Genomic DNA, 17769 nt, shown 5'->3' with positions numbered 1-17769 from the left:
TTTATCGGTGGTTTTTTTTGGTTTTAGAAGTAATTGGGTTCATTTTTCATGCACTTATTTTGTGGTTTAATTGATTGAAAATAAATAAGTTAGGTTGTATCTTTGAGTAAGAAATTAATATTAACCTTAAAATTATCTTAGTTATGGAAAGTATCGCAAGAAACGCAGACGTAGACAAGTTTGATATCAACATCTACTGTCCTCAAAAGTAATCCTCTTAAAACAAGAGTGTTTATTTAGAAAAAGACCACCTTTTATGGGTGGTTTTTTTTAGACTAAAATTTTATAAAAAAAAAATATAATAGCTAAATATATCAATTTTTGTTATAATTTAAACTCTTTTAATACTGATTGATTTGGTAATTCTTCAAAGCCCATATTGTATAAAGTAAAAGCTTGTAAATCTACTTGTTCATTTATAATAGCCTCAGTTGATTTACCAGCACCGTGTCCCGCATTTACATCTATTCTAATTAAAGTAGGGTTGTTGCCAGTTTGTTTTTCTTGTAATGATGCTGCAAACTTAAAACTATGTGCAGGTACCACACGATCATCATGATCACCTGTATTTACTAGTGTTGCGGGGTATTCTACTCCGCTTTTTACATTATGTACAGGTGAATATGCTTTTAAATATTCAAACATTTCTTTACTATCTTCTGCTGTACCATAATCATAAGCCCAACCTGCGCCAGCAGTAAATGTATGGTAACGTAACATATCTAAAACACCAACTGCAGGCAAAGCCACTTGCATTAAATCTGGCCTTTGCGTCATTGTTGCGCCAACTAAAAGTCCACCATTAGAACCACCTTTTATGGCTAAGTATTTTGATGAGGTATAATTTTCTTTAATTAAGTATTCTGCCGCAGCAATAAAATCATCAAATACATTTTGTTTTTGTGTTTTAATACCTGCGTTATGCCACTTTTTACCGTATTCACCACCACCACGTAAATTTGGAACTGCATAAACACCACCTTGCTCCATCCAAACAGCATTAACAATACTAAATGAAGGTGTTAAACTCACATTAAAACCTCCGTAACCATAAAGTATTGTAGGGTTTTTACCGTTAAGTTCAAGCCCTTTTTTATAGGTAATCATCATAGGTACTTTTGTACCGTCTTTTGAAGTGTAAAATACTTGTTTAGATTCGTAATTATTAGGACTAAAATCAATATTTGGTTTCCAGTATTGTTCGTATTCTCCAGTTGCTACATTGTACTTATAAGAAGAGCCTGGTGTGTTGTAATTTGTAAAAGAAAAGTAGAATTCTTTGTCTTCTTTTTTACCACCAAAACCGCTTATAGTTCCTAAACCAGGAAGTTTTACTTCTCTAACTAATTTACCATCATAGTCATATTGCAATACTTTTGAAATTGCATCTACCATATATTCAGCAAAAAAATAACCACCGCCTGTATTTGGCGACAATACATTTTCTGTTTCAGGAATAAAATCCACCCAATTTTCAGGCTTTGGATTAGATGCGTCAACTGTTACTACTTTTTTGTTAGGCGCATCCATATTGGTTTGAATGTATAGTTTAGAGCCAACATTTTCAATTACATAACTATCAGTATCAGCATGATCTAGAATTGTAATAATTTTAGCATCAGGTTTAATTAAATCTTTCATTAAAAGTTTACTTCCTGATGTTGAAATTCTTGGGTAAATAAATAAGTATTTATCATCTTCAGTAACTGAGCCACTAATATATCGGTGTTTTTCGCTTGGAGTCCCGCCGTATATTAATTTGTCATTTTTTTGAGAGGTGCCTAACTTGTGGTAGTACAATTTATGTTGATCTGTTTTGGCTGATAGCTCACTACCTTTTGGTTTATCATAACTTGAATAGAAAAATCCTTCATTTCCTTTCCAAGAAATACCACTAAATTTTATATCAACTAGCGTATCTTCTATTACTTCATTTTTTACAGCATCAATTACAATTACTTTTCTCCAATCACTACCGCCTTCAGAAATAGAATAGGCCGCTATGTTACCATTTTTAGAAAAGCTTAAACCTGCCAATGAGGTTGTTCCATCTTCAGAAAATGTATTAGGATCTAAGAATATTTCAGCCTCACTCTCACCTTTTTTTCTATATATAACACTTTGGTTTTGTAAACCATCATTTTTACTAAAATACGTATACTCACCTTCTTTAAATGGTGAGCCTATTTTTTCATAATTCCATAGTTTTTCTAAGCGTTGTTTTAAATCATTTCGAAAGGGAATTTTATCTAGGTAGCCAAAAGTTGTCTGGTTTTGAGATTTTACCCATGTTTCAGTTTCAGAGCTTTTGTCATCTTCAAGCCACCTATAAGGGTCTTTAATTTCAGTATCAAAATACGTATCGACAGTATCAATTTTTGCAGTAGTAGGGTAATTCACAGTTATTTTTTCTTTTTTAGGAGTTGTTTCACAGCTCATTAATGCTGACGTAGCAATCGTAATTAACAGTAGTTTTTTCATGAATAAGTATAATTAGTCATGTTAAAATTACATAATTGAAAAATAGGAACTTATTAAAATATTGCTAAATGGAAAGTTATTAATAAATAAGAAACCAGCTTTAAGAAAATTTCTTGAAGCTGGTTTTAAAGTTTTTTGCTCTATGCTTACTATACTAAATCATTAGCTACTAAATATTCACCTATTTGTACAGCATTAGTTGCAGCTCCTTTTCGAAGGTTATCAGCAACAATCCATAAGTTTAATGTATTTCTTTGTGTTTCATCTCTTCTAATTCTTCCAACAAATACTTCATCTTTATCATGCGCATAAATTGGCATTGGGTAAGTATTTGTTTCTGGGTTATCTTGCAAAACAACACCTGGAGTTTCGCTTAACATTTTACGAACCTCAGTTAAATCAAAATCGTTTTCAAACTCAATATTTACCGATTCTGAATGTCCACCAGCAGTTGGTATACGAACTGCAGTGGCAGTAACAGAAAAAGTTTTGTCGTCAAATATTTTTTGAGGTTCACGAGCTAATTTCATTTCTTCCTTTGTGTAACCATTTTCTAAGAATACATCACAGTGTGGCAATGCATTTCTACCAATAGGGTAAGGATATGCCATTTCGCCTTTAACACCAGCAATTTCGTTTTCTAATTGTTGTACAGCTTTTACACCAGTACCAGAAACAGACTGGTATGTTGAAATAACCACACGTTTCATTTTATATTTAGTATGTAAAGGATCTAAAACCATTACCAATTGTATTGTTGAACAATTAGGGTTTGCAATAATTTTATCATCTTTTGTTAACTGAGAAGCATTAATTTCAGGGACTACTAGTTTTTTAGTAGGATCCATTCGCCATGCAGATGAATTATCAATCACAGTAGTACCAACTGCTGCAAATTTAGGTGCCCATTCTGTTGAAGTATCCCCACCTGCAGAAAATATTGCTATTTCTGGTTTAGCAGCGACAGCATCGGCTAAGCCAATAATAGAATACTCTTCACCTTTGTAAGTCATTTTTTTACCTACTGAGCGTTCAGATGCTACTAATAATAACTCTGTTATTGGAAAATTACGTTCTGCTAATACTTTTAGCATTACTTCTCCTACCATTCCTGTTGCTCCTACAACTGCTACTTTCATTTTAATTAATTTAGAACAGCAAATGTAGTTGAATACCTTTTATAGAACAAAGAAATTTAATCGAGATAAACAATTTATAACAAAAAGTTACATTTACAACAATATGTGAATGTTTTATATATTAATAGAATAAGCTGATATAAAAACCATAAATTTAGCGTACCAACCCCAGTTCTAAATAATTTTATGAAAATTTGGATTATCGATGATGATTTGGTTTCACGTTTTGCAACACAATATGCAGTTCAGCAATCATCAACTAATAGTACGATACATATATTTGAAAGTGCCACAATTGTATTGGCACAAATAAAAGAAGAATCTTTTACGAATAATGATTTACCAGATGTACTTTTACTTGATCTTGTTATGCCTGAAATGGGTGGATGGGAATTTTTAGAAGAAATGAAAAAGTCAGGAAAAGAAAAATCTACACTTCGAATTTATATTCTCTCAGCTTTTACAAGGTATAAAGATAGATTACTGGCAAAAGAACACCCTTTGGTACATGGTTATTTTGATAAACCATTGTCTAAAATAAATTCAGACTCTATATTCAAATAGTCATTTTATATAAAAAAACCGTCAATTACATTAGCGTATGTAATTGACGGCTTAAAATTAATACTGCAGTGCAGCGGTTTTATCCTTTTTCGGATAAATTTATTTTTTCAATAAATCTCTAATTTCTCCTAAAAGATCTTTTTCAGAAGGACCTGCTGGTGCCGCTGGTGCCGGAGGAGTTTTAGTTTTATTGTATGCTTTAACAATGATAAATAATACAAAACCTACAATTATAAGATTGATTATTGCATTGATCCATTTCCCGTACATAATTGCATTTTCAGGCTTAGTTACAGCACCATCGGCAGCGATAACAGCTTCATCTAATACAACCTTCATTTCAGCAAAGTCTAAACCGCCTGAAAAGTGACCTACGATTGGCATCATAATATCACCTACAAATCCGCTTACTACTAAGCCCATAGCACCTGCTAATAATACTGCAACTGCTAAATCTATGACATTACCTGTCATGATAAATTCTTTAAATTCTTTCAACATGATTTTAGTGTTTAATTTTAGTTAAATGTTTATGAACGCAATTTAATAAAAAAATTTAACGAATATTTAAGAATCAACAATTATTCTCTTGACACGTTGAGAAATTCCAGTAATTAATTCATATGAAATTGTACCTGCACCCTCTGCAAATTGTGTAGCTGTAGGTTTTTCGCCAAATATTATTACTTCATCACCCTCATTACAATCTATTTCAGAAATATCAATCATAATCATATCCATACATATATTTCCTACAATTGGAGCCAATTTTCCACGTACAGAAACTATGCCTTTTCCATTACCGTATATTCTACCAATTCCATCAGCGTGACCAATAGGTAATGTTGCTGTTTTCATTTTTTTATTTGAAGTAAATGCCATGTTGTAACCAACGCTTTCATTAGCTTCTAAATAATGAATTTGAGATATATTAGTTTTTAAGGTCGCAATGGGTTTAAAATTGGGGTCTTCAGCCAAACTATTACCAAAACCATGAATTCCAATACCACTTCGTACCATATCAAAATGTGCATTAGGGTAATTTAAAATTCCAGAAGTATTTGCTAAATGCTTAAAAGGTTTATAATCTAATTTAGCATCAATTTGTGTTGCGATATTTTTAAACTTTGAAATCTGATTTTCAGTAAATTCCTTTTCACTTAAATCTTCGGATGCAGCTAAGTGAGAAAATATTGAGGTAACCTTTACAGCATCAGTTTTTGAAAGAATATTGATAATTTTAGGAATTTCACTTTCATTAAATCCTAACCTATTTAAACCTGTATTAAATTTTAAATGTATTGGATAATTTTTCTGTCCTAATTCTTCAGCTTTAACAATAAAGCTTTTTAAAACTTTTTCAGAATATAAATTAGGTTCTAAGCATTTTTCAATAATTTTATCAAAACTTACTTCTTGAGCATGCAAAACTAAAATAGGAATCTTAATACCTGAATCTCTTAAAACCAAAGCTTCATTAGTGTAAGCAATAGCTAAATAATTAGCACCTAAAGCAATAAGTTTTTCAGCGATTTTTAAAGATTCACTACCGTATGCATACGCTTTTACAACCCCCATAAAACCAGTGTCTGGTTTTATTTTGCTCTTTAGATAATTGTAATTTTGTTCTATGTTTTTTAAGTTAATCTCTAGAACAGTTTCTTGCGCCTTAGGCATTGTTATTACCTTTATTAATTTTTTTTACTTCTTCAGCATTTACATTCATTTCTTTTACTTTTTCTCGTAACATAGCTTTGTAATAAGCACCTCTGCTTAAAGGTTCATAAGCATCTGTTTCACCCAAAAGCACTAAGTCATCACTTGTAGCTTTTCTAAAACTATAATTGGCCAAATTACCCGATCGTGTACAAATTGCGTGAACTTTAGTTACATACTCTGCGGTAGCCATAAGAGCTGGCATTGGGCCAAAAGGGTTTCCTTTAAAATCCATATCTAAACCAGCCACTAAAACACGAATACCTTTGTTTGCAAGTTCATTACAAACAGCAACTATTTCATCATCAAAAAATTGAGCTTCATCAATGCCAACAACATCACACTTTTCTGCTAACACTCTAATTGCAGCGGCAGTAGGTACAGGTGTAGAACTTATTTCATTAGAATCATGAGAGACTACCATTTTATCATGGTAACGCTTATCTACCTGAGGTTTAAATATTTCTACTTTTTGTTTTGCGAACTGTGCTCTTTTCAGTCTTCTGATTAGTTCCTCTGTTTTACCAGAAAACATTGAACCGCAGATAACTTCAATCCAGCCAAATTGTTCTTTAGGGTTAACTGTATTTTCGAGAAACATTTTGTAATTTTAGACGAATGTAAATGGTTTTGCGTTTTATTGAAAACGTAAGGGTAAAATTACTAAACTATCACCATCTTTTTGTTATAGATGGATGAAATTTTTTTCTCGAAACAAAAAGGAGATTATATTTTTAATTTAAAAATTAATGGTTATTTTAATCAAACCTTTGTAAATAAAAAAAAGCTAAAGATGAAAAAACAACTGAAAAAGAAACTAGTTAAGCTTGCTACAGAAATCATTACCTCTGAGGATATAAATGAAATAACTCAAATGTATGAGGCTACTAAAGAGTTGTATGAAAAAATAGCAGTGCTTAAGTTTATTGATGAAGAGTTAAACGATATAGAAATTGACGTTTCTAAAAACGCGATTGCAGCTAAATTTGAGCAATTAGCAAATGCAGTAATGCATGAAAATAAATCAGTGCCAGAAAATAATCCGCATGACGAAGATATTGTTATTCCAGGAATGGATACAATAAAAGGTTTTATATCTGAAATGCCAAATACGGTTGATGCAGAAGATGTTTTTGCAGACTTTATGTCAAAACCTGAATTGATGAAAAATGATAAAGAGTTATTTATGCCTGTTGAAGAGGCAAAAGAAACTACAATTGAACAAGCTAAAAAATCATCGAATACTACTTTTTTCAAAGGTGAATTAAAAGTGGGGTTAAATGACAAGTTAGCTTTTGTAAAGCATTTGTTTAATGAAGACATGAACGATTATAATCGTGTTTTATCACAATTAAATACTATTGAAACAGAAGAACGATCTGTTGCATTTATTAGTAATATGGTAAAACCAGACTATAATAACTGGGAAGGGAAAGAAGAATATGAAATTCGTTTCTTAGAAGTTATTGGGCGCAAATTTTCTTAAATTATAAAATTTGTAAGCTAAAGAGATAAAGGCTGACTAAATACATAAACTATTTAGTCAGCCTTATATTTATGAAATCTATTAAAATTCTTTATTGGGTAGGAACGGGATTGTTAACTGCAATAATGATTTTCTCTATTCAAATGTATTTTATTAATACCGAGTCTATTAAAGCCACATTTATAGGTTTAGGGTATCCATCTTATTTAGTATATCCATTAGCTGTTGCAAAAACTTTAGGACTTATTGCTATTTTATTAAACTTTTCAAAAACACTTAAAGAGTGGGCTTATGCAGGTTTTTTCTTTGATATTGTTTTAGCATTTATTGCACACCTTATGATTGAAGATGGTGGCTATTTATTTTCATTAGTCGCTTTTGTAGCTTTAATTATTTCTTATTTTGCAGGTAAAAAGCTTAGGCCGTAACTTTACCCAATGGGAAAACTTTATATAGTACCAACTCCAATAGGAAATTTAGAAGATATTACACTTAGAGCAATTCGTGTACTTAAAGAAGCCGATTTAATTTTGGCAGAAGATACTCGTACTAGTGGTAAACTTTTAAGTCATTTAGAAATTACTACCCATATGCAAAGTCACCATATGCACAACGAGCATAAAACCGTTGATGCAATTGTAAAACGCTTGAAGCTGGGAGAAACTATTGCATTGATATCTGATGCAGGAACACCTGCAATTTCCGATCCGGGTTTTTTACTAACAAGAGCCTGTGTTGAAAGTAAAATAGAGGTTGATTGTTTACCAGGAGCAACGGCATTTGTTCCAGCACTAGTAAATAGTGGTTTACCAAACGATAAGTTTGTTTTCGAAGGTTTTCTGCCCGTAAAAAAGGGACGACAAACTCGTTTAAAATTATTAGCAGAAGAAACAAGAACTATTATTTTTTACGAGTCTCCACATAAATTAATAAAATCATTAGGTAATTTCGTAGAATATTTTGGGGCAGATAGGCAAGTATCAGTCTCTAGAGAGTTAACAAAATTGTACGAAGAAACCATAAGAGGTACCGCAACCGAGGTACTTAAACATTATACAGATAAGCCACCAAAAGGAGAAATTGTAATTGTAGTGGCTGGTAAAACAACAAAAAAATGACAATAACAGAATTTAAAAATAAATTACAAAACGCACCAAAAGAGATAGAATTTTCTGAAACGATAGCGGTTATTGAGGCAAAGTATACATTTACACCCACAGCTTTTAAAAACGGAGCATTGAGTAATGCAAGCGGTGAAAATTCTGGTTCATGTAAATTGTTTGCTTTTGCACAAAAAGAAGGATTAACGAAGGAAGAAACTTTAGCCTGTTTTGGACAGTATTATTTTGATGATGTTTTAAAAGCTCCAAACGGAGAAGGACATCAAAATATTAGAAATTTTATGAATACTGGTTTTGATGGATTGAGTTTTGAGGGAGAGGCATTAAATGAAATATAATGACTTTTTATAAAACCTTAATTACAATTGTTTTAGTAGTAATTACTATTTCTTGTGATGAGAATGTTGAAGAAACAGTAACAAAAAAAAGTGTAATACTACCCAATAGTAAACATATTACCATTGAAAAAAAGGATACTAGAACAACCTCTATAGGTATTTTCACAAAGCACAATTACGGCACAAAACATAACTTTAAATACAATGTTTTTGTAAATGAAGGTAAAATTAATTGGGATTTCGGTGTTGGAGAACCCAAACACATTGTTTTTTGTGAAAACAATACGTATTTACATTACTTAAACGAAAAAATAGAAACAGAAGAGATTAAAGACTCAATTACAGATAGTGTTGAAAAAATATATACTTCAAAAATTCAAAATAACTATCAAAAATTTATCGATGAACGTTATTTCTTTAAACTATTCGGCGATGTCTATTGGTTAGATATTCCTGAGGAAGAATACAATACAATTTTGAATTCTTGTGAAGAGTATGATGTGCCAAATGATAATGAATTGAGTATTTTGGTTGATTAATTATTTAATTAAAGTATTTAGGATCAACTTCAGATATTGATTATAAATATTGCAATAAATAATTTTTCTGATACGTTTTAGTCTTTTATCAAGTGAATCAAAAGCAAAGGTGATATGCTTTTTCTTTCGTATTTTTACACCTTATAACAAACAATAATTATGAGCACAACAAATCACATAACAACCAAATGGTTGGGTAACATGGCATTTGAAACAGGGAATACTTCTGGTCAAACTTTTAATATTGATATTGCTAAAGAAGATGGTGGTGATGGTAACGGTTTGCGACCAAAATCATTAATGCTTTCTGCATTGGCAGGTTGTTCGGGTTTAGATGTTGCTGCGTTAATTAAAAAAATGAAATTAGAGGTTGATGATTTTCATATTGAAACTATCGCCAACTTAACTGATGAACATCCAAAATTTTATGATAAAGTGGTTCTTGAATATCATTTTCATGGGGCTAACTTAAAAGAGAGTAAACTACAAAGAGCAGTAGATCTATCTCTTGAAAAATATTGTGGAGTTATGGAAATGTTCCGTCAATTTGCAACTACAGAGGTTAAAACTTTTTTTCATAATAAATAGTTTTAGTTCATTTTAGCAGTAAAAAATATATGCGCTGGACTATAAAAGCGAAACCTGAAAAAGATAAAATTAATGCGCTAGCTAAGGCTCTAAAAGTTGAAGACTTGGTAGCGCAACTTTTGTTGCAAAGGGATATTTCTACTTACGAAGAGGCAAAATATTTTTTTAGACCAGAGCTTTCTCATTTACATGATCCTTTTTTAATGAAAGATATGGAATTGGCCGTATCTCGTATTGAAAAGGCTATTGCTAATAATGAGAATATACTTGTGTATGGTGATTATGATGTTGATGGGACAACTGCTGTTGCGTTAATGTCATCTTACTTATTATCATACTACCCAAATGTAGCAACCTATATTCCTGATCGCTATAAAGAGGGATACGGAGTTTCTTATAAAGGAATCGATTTTGCGGAAGACAATGGTTTTTCATTAATTATTGCACTTGATTGTGGAGTAAAAGCAATCGATAAAGTTACTTACGCTAAAAAAAAAGGGATTGATTTTATTATCTGTGATCATCACCGACCAGGAAATACAATTCCCGATGCTGTTGCCGTTTTAGACCCTAAACGTGATGATTGTAGTTACCCTTATGATGAGCTTTGTGGTTGTGGTGTTGGTTTTAAATTAATACAAGCCTTAGGTGCTACAAAAGGGGAAACAATAAATGATTTAATTCCGTATTTAGATCTTGTAGCGACTGCAATTGGAGCAGATATCGTACCTATTACTGGTGAAAATAGGGTGTTAGCCTATTATGGTTTAAAAGTTATAAATACAAATCCTAGAGCTGGTTTTAAAGCAATCATCAATCAGATAAAAAAACAGACACTTACAATTACCGATGTTGTTTTTATAATTGCACCACGTATTAATGCTGCTGGCCGTATGGTACATGGGCAACATGCTGTAAATCTTTTAACAGTTGAAGATGTAAATACAGCTGAAAAGTTTGCTTCGGAAATTGAACAATTTAATAGTGATAGAAAAGATTTAGATAAAGTAATTACTGAACAGGCATTGACGCAAATCACTAATAATGATGAGCAAGAAAAATTTACTACAGTTGTTTATCAAGAACAATGGCACAAGGGTGTTATAGGTATTGTAGCTTCAAGATTAACGGAAACCTACTACCGCCCAACATTAGTTTTTACCAAAAGTGGTGAAAAATTGGCCGCATCAGCGCGTTCCGTAAAAGGGTTTGATGTTTACAACGCTTTAGAACAATGTTCAGAATTTATTGAGCAATTTGGTGGTCATAAATATGCAGCAGGTTTAACATTATCAGAGAATCAGTATAAAGACTTTAAAAATCAATTTGAAAAAGTAGTTACTGATACTATTGATAGTAATCTATTGACACCAGAGATATCGGTAGATATGCAGATTAATTTAAAAGATATTACTCCTAAACTAATGCGAATTATTAATCAATTTGCACCTTTTGGTCCTGGTAATATGACACCTGTTTTTATGACAGATAATTTAGTAGATACAGGCTATTCTAAATGCGTAGGTGAAGACAATAAGCATTTGAAAATTTCAGTAAAGCAGAAAGGTTCTAACCAAATAGGAGGTATTGGTTTTAATTTAGGTGATAAACTACCTCTTATTAAATCTGAAAAATCATTTAGTGCCGTTTATTCTATTGATGAAAACGAATGGCAAGGCAATGTGAGTTTACAAATGAAATTAAGAGATATTAGAGCTTAATACATCTTAATTTATATTAAATGCTTTTTCCTTACATATCTTTGCATCTTACTTTTAAATTATTGTACGTATGGATCCTTATGCAGCATTACGATATAAAGAATTTAATATATTTTTAATAGTTCGTTTTGCAATGGTTTTTGCATGGTCAATGCAATTCATTGTTATTGAATGGCAAGTTTATTCAATGACTAAAGATCCTCTTTCATTAGGTGTTATTGGCTTAATGGAAGTTATACCCGCAGTAACAATGGCGCTATTTGCAGGTCATATTGTAGATCAAAAAGAAAAACGTGGTTTACTTATCAAATGTATACTAGGTTTTTCAGTAATTAGTTTAGGACTTTTTTTATTGAGTTTGCCTTCTGTTGGAATTAGTTACAATACCAAAACCATATTGTATAGTATTTACGCTTTAGTTTTTTTAGGTGGTATTGTACGTTCGTTTATAGGGCCTACGATTTTTTCACTATTGGCATTACTTGTTCCAAAAAAAATATATCCAAATGCGGCAACATGGAGTAGCTCTACTTGGCAAATGGGTTCAGTTTTGGGCCCAGCTTTAGCAGGGTTTTCTATCAGCTATATTGGTGTACATTGGTCAATGTGTTTAATTTTTGGTTTTTCATTAATAGCATTATTAGCGCTTTTTAATATTAAAAAGAAACCAATATTGAACCCAAAAATTGGTGAGCATGTATTTGATAGTTTAAAAGAAGGTTTAAACTTTGTTTTTAGTACTAAAGCTGTTTTTGGAGCATTAACTTTAGATATGATTGCAGTATTGTTTGGTGGTGCTGTTGCATTATTATCCATATTTGCTCAAGATATATTGAAAGTAGGAGCAGAAGGGTTTGGAATATTACGTGCAGCACCTGCTGTTGGAGCAGCACTTACCATGCTAGGCTCAACACGTTTCCCATTACATAAAAATGCAGGTAAAAAATTATTAATTGCGGTATGTGGCTTCGGAGTTTGTATGATAGTTTTTGGGCTTTCAACTTATTTCTGGTTATCTGTTGGTGCATTGTTTTTGAGTGGAGCTTTAGATGGTGTTTCTATGATTGTTAGGCAAACTATTTTACAATTGAAAACGCCTGACCATATGCGAGGTAGAGTTGCCTCAGTAAATTCTATGTTTGTTGGTTCTTCTAATGAATTAGGTGCTTTTGAAAGTGGTTTAACAGCTAAATTGATGGGAACTGTAACTGCCGTTGTATTTGGGGGTGCTATGACTATAATAACTGTGGGTATAACAGCTATAGTTTCACCTACTTTTAGAAAATTAGACTTACAAAAAGATGTTGAAGCCCATGAAGCCGAATAAAAAAAGTCCAATTAAGGACTTTTTTTCAATTTGGTTAATTTAAAGGTTTGGGGGCTAATATTTTTTTGGGTTAAGTTTTAATTTGGGATCAACACTTAAACTTTAATAACATTGTAAAGGTACTACTAGTATATAGTTTTGTATAATTATTGTGGTGAACATAGATAAAAATGTTGTAGGAATTAGATTACTTTAATGTTTTTAACTATATTAGTATTTTTAAAGGAAATATTGGTTGTGGTTTTTCCTTTTTTAAATTTTTCTCGACAAGTTTTCATGAAATAAAAAAAGCCCCATTGAGGGCTTTTTTTAGGTTAAGTAATAGATTTAGGTAAACTTTGGTTTGTAGGTAGGTAATTGAAGATTTGGGTTCAACATTTAAATACTAACAACAGAGTAAATATACTATTAGCGTGTAGTTTTTTATAATTAATGTGGTGAACATAGATAAAAATGTTGTAAGAATTAGATTACTTTAATATTTTTTATTATATTAGTATTCAAATAGAATAATTAGTTGTTTTTTATTTTTAGATTTTTCCGTTAAATTTTTATTTTAATAAAAAAAGCCCTTTACGGGGCTTTTTTTAGGTCAAGTAAATAAATTTAGGTAAATTTTGGTTTGTAGGTAGGTAATTGATGATTTGGGTTCAATATTTAAATACTAATAATATAGTAAAGATACTATTAGCATGTAGTTTTTTATAATTAATATGGTGAACACGAGTAATTACGCTATAGGGAAAAGATTATTTTTTTGTTACACTATTATTTTATATTCTTTTAGCGTTAATTTTTCACCATTAAAAACAGCGTAAGTGTAGTATTTAACCCAATCGCCTAGATTGGTATAAGTAGATTTTTCGTTTAACTTTATTTCTAAAGGTAAATGCCTATGGCCAAAAACAAAATAGTCATAATGTTTGGTTTCTAGTTTACGTTTTGCGTATTGAACGAGCCATTCTTTTTCTTCCCCTAAAAAATTAGCATCATCATCACCAGATATTAATTTATTCTTCACAGATAAATGCTGTGCTAAACGTACCCCAATATCTGGGTGTAGCCATTTAAAAAGCCATTTACAAAATGGGTTTGTAAACACTTTTTTCATGCGCTTATAACCAATATCTCCTGGACCAAGTCCGTCACCATGACCAATAAAAAATGTAGTAGTGTTAAACGTAAATTGTTGTGGTTGGTGATATACGGGAATCCCTAATTCTTCTTCAAAATAGCCATTCATCCATAAATCATGATTTCCGACAAAATAAAAAATAGGAATACCAGAATCAGCTATTTCCGCTAATTTCCCTAAGGTTCTTGTGAAACCCTTAGGTACAACGGTTTTATATTCCATCCAAAAATCGAATAAATCACCTAATAAAAATATAGCAGCAGCATCTTCTTTAATTTCATCTAACCAAGTAACAAATTTTTTTTCCCTAGGATAACTCTGTTCTATTGTGGGCGCGCCTAAATGGTTATCACTAGCGAAATATACTTTTTTACCTTCTGGAATATTTATGGTCTGCATGATTGTATTAATAAATGAAAGAATCTAGCTAAAGCTTGGGTGATTTTTAATTATCACTAGCATACCATTCAGCAAATGAAGTATCTGTTTCTTGTAGTTTTAAAGAATGTAATGTAATATTTTCAGGTAAACGAGATTTAATTCGTTTAGAAAAATCGATAACCATGTTTTCACTAGTAGGTTGATAATCTGCTAATATTACCATGTGACCACGATCTATCAACTCCTTTGCTAACTCAACATGTGGTGTATTTTTATTAAATACAGTAGCATGATCAAACTGATCAACAATTTCTTCTTTTACAATTTTTTTTAGATCACCAAAATCAATTACCATTCCTAATTTTACATGAGAAGTATCGGTTATAGGTTGGCCAATTACAGTTACAGATAGTTTATAACTATGTCCGTGCACATTTCTACACTTACCATCATAACCATATAATGCATGACCGGTTTCGAAATTAAATTGCTTGGTAATTCTAATTTTACTCATAAATGTGGATTATAATACAGAATGCTATTTATGCAGCTGATTACAAAAGTATCACTTTATGCTAACATGTTGTAGCTTTACCGTTTGTATTTTCTTCTTGAGCGTACTCGATTGACAAAATATATTACTACTACAAATAGTGCTAAAATTGGGAAGATAAGATCTCCGTTTAAAAAGTTAAGAATTTCCATATGATTATACTAAAATGATAAAACGATATTTTACCATAATTATTATTTTTTAAATTTCTTTAAAGCTGTTTTCGTAAATTCAGAAAGCACTAATTTACCCGTTATTGCGGCTCTATCAATTAATAGAGAATCCCAATGATCAGTATTTTTCCAAAGTACTTTTTTCCAATCTTCAAGTGCTTGTGGGTTATATTGTGATAGGTTATTTGTAAAATAATCTAATTCTTTATCAAGTTCTTTTATATCATCAAAAACTCTGGAAAACAAGCCTTTTTCTTGTGCCCAATATGCAGTTTTCCATTCAGTTGGACTTAATGATAGTTCTGATAGTGCACCAACACCTATTTTACGTTCTATTGCCGGCGCTATTACAAAAGGGGCTATACCAATTGTTAATTCAGATAATCTGATTGATGCTTTCTCAGTTGAAAAAACATAATCGCAAGCAGCAACTAAACCAATCCCACCGCCAACTATTTTACCTTGCACACGGCCAATAATCACTTTTTTACATTTTCGCATGGCATTGATTACATGTGCAAAACCACTAAAAAATATTTTCCCTTCTTCTAAATTTGATACAGCCACTAGTTCATCAAAAGATGCACCCGCACAAAAAGCTTTTTCTCCTTCAGATTTTAAAATAATTGTATTTATAGCATCATTATCAGAAAGTTTATCAAATTCTTTAGCTAAACGATCTAATAATTCACTTACAAAAGAATTACTTGCAGGGTGCCCAAATTCTATAGTTGCAATTTGATTATTAATTTTAGTATAAAGACTTCCATTTTCTCTTGAAGTAGACATAGATTTATAGTTTGTATCAAAAATACATTTTTCAATTAAATACGAATAAGCGGTATGAATTTGTTTTTGAACTTATATACCAAACTTCCGCCTCTGATTAGCATCCAAACGGTAAAAGCAATCCAAATACCAGTAATACCTAGACCTAAATATTTTGTAATAAATAAAGTAGGAATAAAGCCAATAAATGTGGCAACTAGAAGCGTATTTCTTAAGTATTTCATTTCGCCTAAGCCTTTAAATATTCCGTCATATATAAATGCAATAGTATTTATAGGTAAGCCAATGAGTATGATATAAAAAATGCTATAAAATATAATTAGTACAGGCGTATCATTAGAAAATAAATGACCTATTGGTTGGTAAAAAACAAAACCCAATGCCATTAAAATAGCGCTAATAATTAGAGCGTATTTAAGTATCATTTTTAATAGTTTATTTAAGCCTTTGTAATTTTTTTCGCCCAATAAGCGTCCTGCTAAGATATTCCCTGCTCCTGCATAACCATCGATAAAAAATGCAGAAAATAACCAGATGTTAATCGCAACTGTGTGCGCACCAATATATTTATCACCCAAAGCTGTTGCTTCTCTAACTGCTAAAATTAAAGCAGTATTTAGCGCTAAAGTTCTAACAAATAAGTTTAAGCTCATTGCAATCAAACGTTTTAATTCCGGATGAAACGGTAGTTGAGGTTTTAAACTAATTTTTGTTTTTGTTATAAGTAAAATAAAAGCCATCAATGCCATACATGTTTGTGCTATAAGGCTAGCCCATGCAGCACCTTCTAAGTACATAGGTTCTATATAATTTGTTAATCCGTAAACTAGTGCATAATCTAAGATTACATTTAATACTGCACCAACTATAGCAATAACCATAGGATAAAATGTATTTTGTAGCCCTCTAAAAATACCCATTACAGCAAATGTGAATAGGGTAAGTGGAAATCCCCAAACCCGAATTTCGTAATAAGATATACAATAGTCTAGTATTTTACCTGTAGCATTTAAAAGCCGGAATATATCTTCTATAACAAATATTGTTGCTAAAAGAATAATGATACTCAAAGCAATGTTTAAATATATGGCTTGCGCTGGGAGTGACTTTACTTCATCAATTTTTCCGGCACCATAATATTGAGATATTATTGCAGAAATAGCACTTCTGGTTTGCCCTAAAATCCAGATTAGCATAGATAAAAAGGAACCTACAATTCCTGCGGCGGCTAACGATTCAATACCATCAACATCAATATTACCAACAATAGCAGTATCTGTTATAGAAAGCAAAGGTTCAGCTATACCAGCTATAGTTGCCGGTATAGCTAATTTATTAATCTTTTTAAATGTTAGCGGGTTATTCAATACTCTATTTTTTACTTATTATATCTTATTCTTAGTTTAATAAAACTTTATTATAGTAGTCTTTTTCTATCAAGCATACAGCTTATTTAAGAAAAAAATTAATTTTTTTCAGGAGTTTTAAAAAGTATGTTGTTATATACATATAAACTAATAAAGAGATGATTATGAATTTAAATGAAGGAACCTACGGATTTAAAGGAAATGAGAATAATGAAGATATCAATACTTTATTTACAAATAATAATAAATTTTTAATTGGTTTTGGTGTGTTTGCATTATTACAATTTTCAATATTATTAATTCTATTATAAATTTTATATTAAAACCAAACTTTAATTATCAAATTTAAGA

At 31.1% G+C, this 17769-nt stretch carries 19 protein-coding genes; 10 read left to right on the top strand and 9 right to left on the bottom strand.

What is annotated here, in order from left to right:
- Nucleotides 1-324 precede the first annotated feature (324 nt).
- Together KO500_RS05095 and KO500_RS05090 are read right to left on the bottom strand one after the other, a co-directional pair.
- On the bottom strand, nucleotides 325-2481 hold the full coding sequence (locus tag KO500_RS05095) for a prolyl oligopeptidase family serine peptidase (protein ID WP_215955421.1): 2157 nt from the start codon (nucleotides 2479-2481) through the stop codon (nucleotides 325-327).
- A 149-nt stretch (nucleotides 2482-2630) separates the two neighbouring features.
- Nucleotides 2631-3620, bottom strand: coding sequence for an aspartate-semialdehyde dehydrogenase (locus KO500_RS05090; protein ID WP_215955420.1), 990 nt, complete (start codon nucleotides 3618-3620; stop codon nucleotides 2631-2633).
- 186 nt (nucleotides 3621-3806) lie between these two features.
- Between KO500_RS05090 and KO500_RS05085 the strand changes: the two genes are divergently transcribed.
- Nucleotides 3807-4184 carry a response regulator gene (locus tag KO500_RS05085; RefSeq protein WP_215955419.1) on the top strand — a complete coding sequence of 126 codons (378 nt, stop codon included), beginning with the start codon at nucleotides 3807-3809 and terminating at the stop codon, nucleotides 4182-4184.
- Between the two features lie 99 nt (nucleotides 4185-4283).
- On the opposite strand, the gene mscL is transcribed toward KO500_RS05085, so the two are convergent.
- The 3 genes from mscL to KO500_RS05070 form a co-directional block, all read right to left on the bottom strand.
- A complete protein-coding gene (gene mscL, locus KO500_RS05080; protein ID WP_215955418.1) occupies nucleotides 4284-4685 on the bottom strand; it encodes a large conductance mechanosensitive channel protein MscL in 402 nt (133 codons plus the stop codon).
- A 66-nt stretch (nucleotides 4686-4751) separates the two neighbouring features.
- Entirely contained in the window at nucleotides 4752-5861 is a 1110-nt protein-coding gene (gene alr / locus KO500_RS05075) for an alanine racemase (RefSeq protein WP_215955417.1), read from the bottom strand.
- The gene (locus tag KO500_RS05070) at nucleotides 5854-6501 is read right to left on the bottom strand and encodes a thymidine kinase (RefSeq protein ID WP_215955416.1); all 648 of its coding nucleotides are present in this window, start codon (nucleotides 6499-6501) and stop codon (nucleotides 5854-5856) included. Before KO500_RS05070 ends, alr begins: the two co-directional genes overlap by 8 nt.
- 192 nt (nucleotides 6502-6693) lie before the next feature.
- On the opposite strand from KO500_RS05070, the gene KO500_RS05065 reads away from it, so the two are divergent.
- From KO500_RS05065 to KO500_RS05030, 8 genes are all read left to right on the top strand, one after another.
- Nucleotides 6694-7386, top strand: a complete 693-nt coding sequence (locus tag KO500_RS05065; RefSeq protein ID WP_215955415.1) for a hypothetical protein — start codon at nucleotides 6694-6696, stop codon at nucleotides 7384-7386.
- 71 nt (nucleotides 7387-7457) lie between these two features.
- Complete coding sequence (locus tag KO500_RS05060; protein ID WP_215955414.1) at nucleotides 7458-7814, top strand: DoxX family protein; 357 nt, start codon at nucleotides 7458-7460, stop codon at nucleotides 7812-7814.
- Nucleotides 7815-7823: 9 nt separating this feature from the next.
- Complete coding sequence (gene rsmI / locus KO500_RS05055; protein ID WP_215955413.1) at nucleotides 7824-8504, top strand: 16S rRNA (cytidine(1402)-2'-O)-methyltransferase; 681 nt, start codon at nucleotides 7824-7826, stop codon at nucleotides 8502-8504.
- Nucleotides 8501-8845 carry a HopJ type III effector protein gene (locus tag KO500_RS05050; RefSeq protein WP_215955412.1) on the top strand — a complete coding sequence of 115 codons (345 nt, stop codon included), beginning with the start codon at nucleotides 8501-8503 and terminating at the stop codon, nucleotides 8843-8845. The genes rsmI and KO500_RS05050 overlap by 4 nt, the downstream gene beginning before the upstream one ends.
- A complete protein-coding gene (locus tag KO500_RS05045; RefSeq protein ID WP_215955411.1) occupies nucleotides 8845-9384 on the top strand; it encodes a hypothetical protein in 540 nt (179 codons plus the stop codon). Before KO500_RS05050 ends, KO500_RS05045 begins: the two co-directional genes overlap by 1 nt.
- 159 nt (nucleotides 9385-9543) lie before the next feature.
- The gene (locus KO500_RS05040) at nucleotides 9544-9972 is read left to right on the top strand and encodes an OsmC family protein (protein ID WP_215955410.1); all 429 of its coding nucleotides are present in this window, start codon (nucleotides 9544-9546) and stop codon (nucleotides 9970-9972) included.
- A 29-nt stretch (nucleotides 9973-10001) separates the two neighbouring features.
- Complete coding sequence (gene recJ, locus KO500_RS05035) at nucleotides 10002-11693, top strand: single-stranded-DNA-specific exonuclease RecJ (protein WP_215955409.1); 1692 nt, start codon at nucleotides 10002-10004, stop codon at nucleotides 11691-11693.
- 70 nt (nucleotides 11694-11763) lie between these two features.
- On the top strand, nucleotides 11764-13020 hold the full coding sequence (locus tag KO500_RS05030; RefSeq protein ID WP_215955408.1) for an MFS transporter: 1257 nt from the start codon (nucleotides 11764-11766) through the stop codon (nucleotides 13018-13020).
- A gap of 760 nt (nucleotides 13021-13780) precedes the next feature.
- Here KO500_RS05030 and KO500_RS05025 read toward each other — a convergent pair.
- From KO500_RS05025 to KO500_RS05010, 4 genes are all read right to left on the bottom strand, one after another.
- Entirely contained in the window at nucleotides 13781-14554 is a 774-nt protein-coding gene (locus tag KO500_RS05025; protein ID WP_215955407.1) for a UDP-2,3-diacylglucosamine diphosphatase, read from the bottom strand.
- Nucleotides 14555-14600: 46 nt separating this feature from the next.
- Complete coding sequence (locus tag KO500_RS05020) at nucleotides 14601-15050, bottom strand: 6-pyruvoyl trahydropterin synthase family protein (RefSeq protein ID WP_215955406.1); 450 nt, start codon at nucleotides 15048-15050, stop codon at nucleotides 14601-14603.
- A 233-nt stretch (nucleotides 15051-15283) separates the two neighbouring features.
- The gene (locus KO500_RS05015; RefSeq protein WP_215955405.1) at nucleotides 15284-16051 is read right to left on the bottom strand and encodes an enoyl-CoA hydratase/isomerase family protein; all 768 of its coding nucleotides are present in this window, start codon (nucleotides 16049-16051) and stop codon (nucleotides 15284-15286) included.
- A 35-nt stretch (nucleotides 16052-16086) separates the two neighbouring features.
- Nucleotides 16087-17418, bottom strand: coding sequence for an MATE family efflux transporter (locus tag KO500_RS05010; protein WP_215955404.1), 1332 nt, complete (start codon nucleotides 17416-17418; stop codon nucleotides 16087-16089).
- A gap of 164 nt (nucleotides 17419-17582) precedes the next feature.
- Between KO500_RS05010 and KO500_RS05005 the strand changes: the two genes are divergently transcribed.
- Entirely contained in the window at nucleotides 17583-17729 is a 147-nt protein-coding gene (locus tag KO500_RS05005; protein ID WP_215955403.1) for a hypothetical protein, read from the top strand.
- Nucleotides 17730-17769 lie beyond the last annotated feature (40 nt).

The organism is Cellulophaga baltica, from assembly GCF_018861125.1.
GTDB lineage: Bacteria > Bacteroidota > Bacteroidia > Flavobacteriales > Flavobacteriaceae > Cellulophaga > Cellulophaga baltica_A.
The sequence above is the reverse complement of the archived record's forward strand: the minus strand, read 5'-3'. Positions and strand labels throughout refer to the sequence as shown.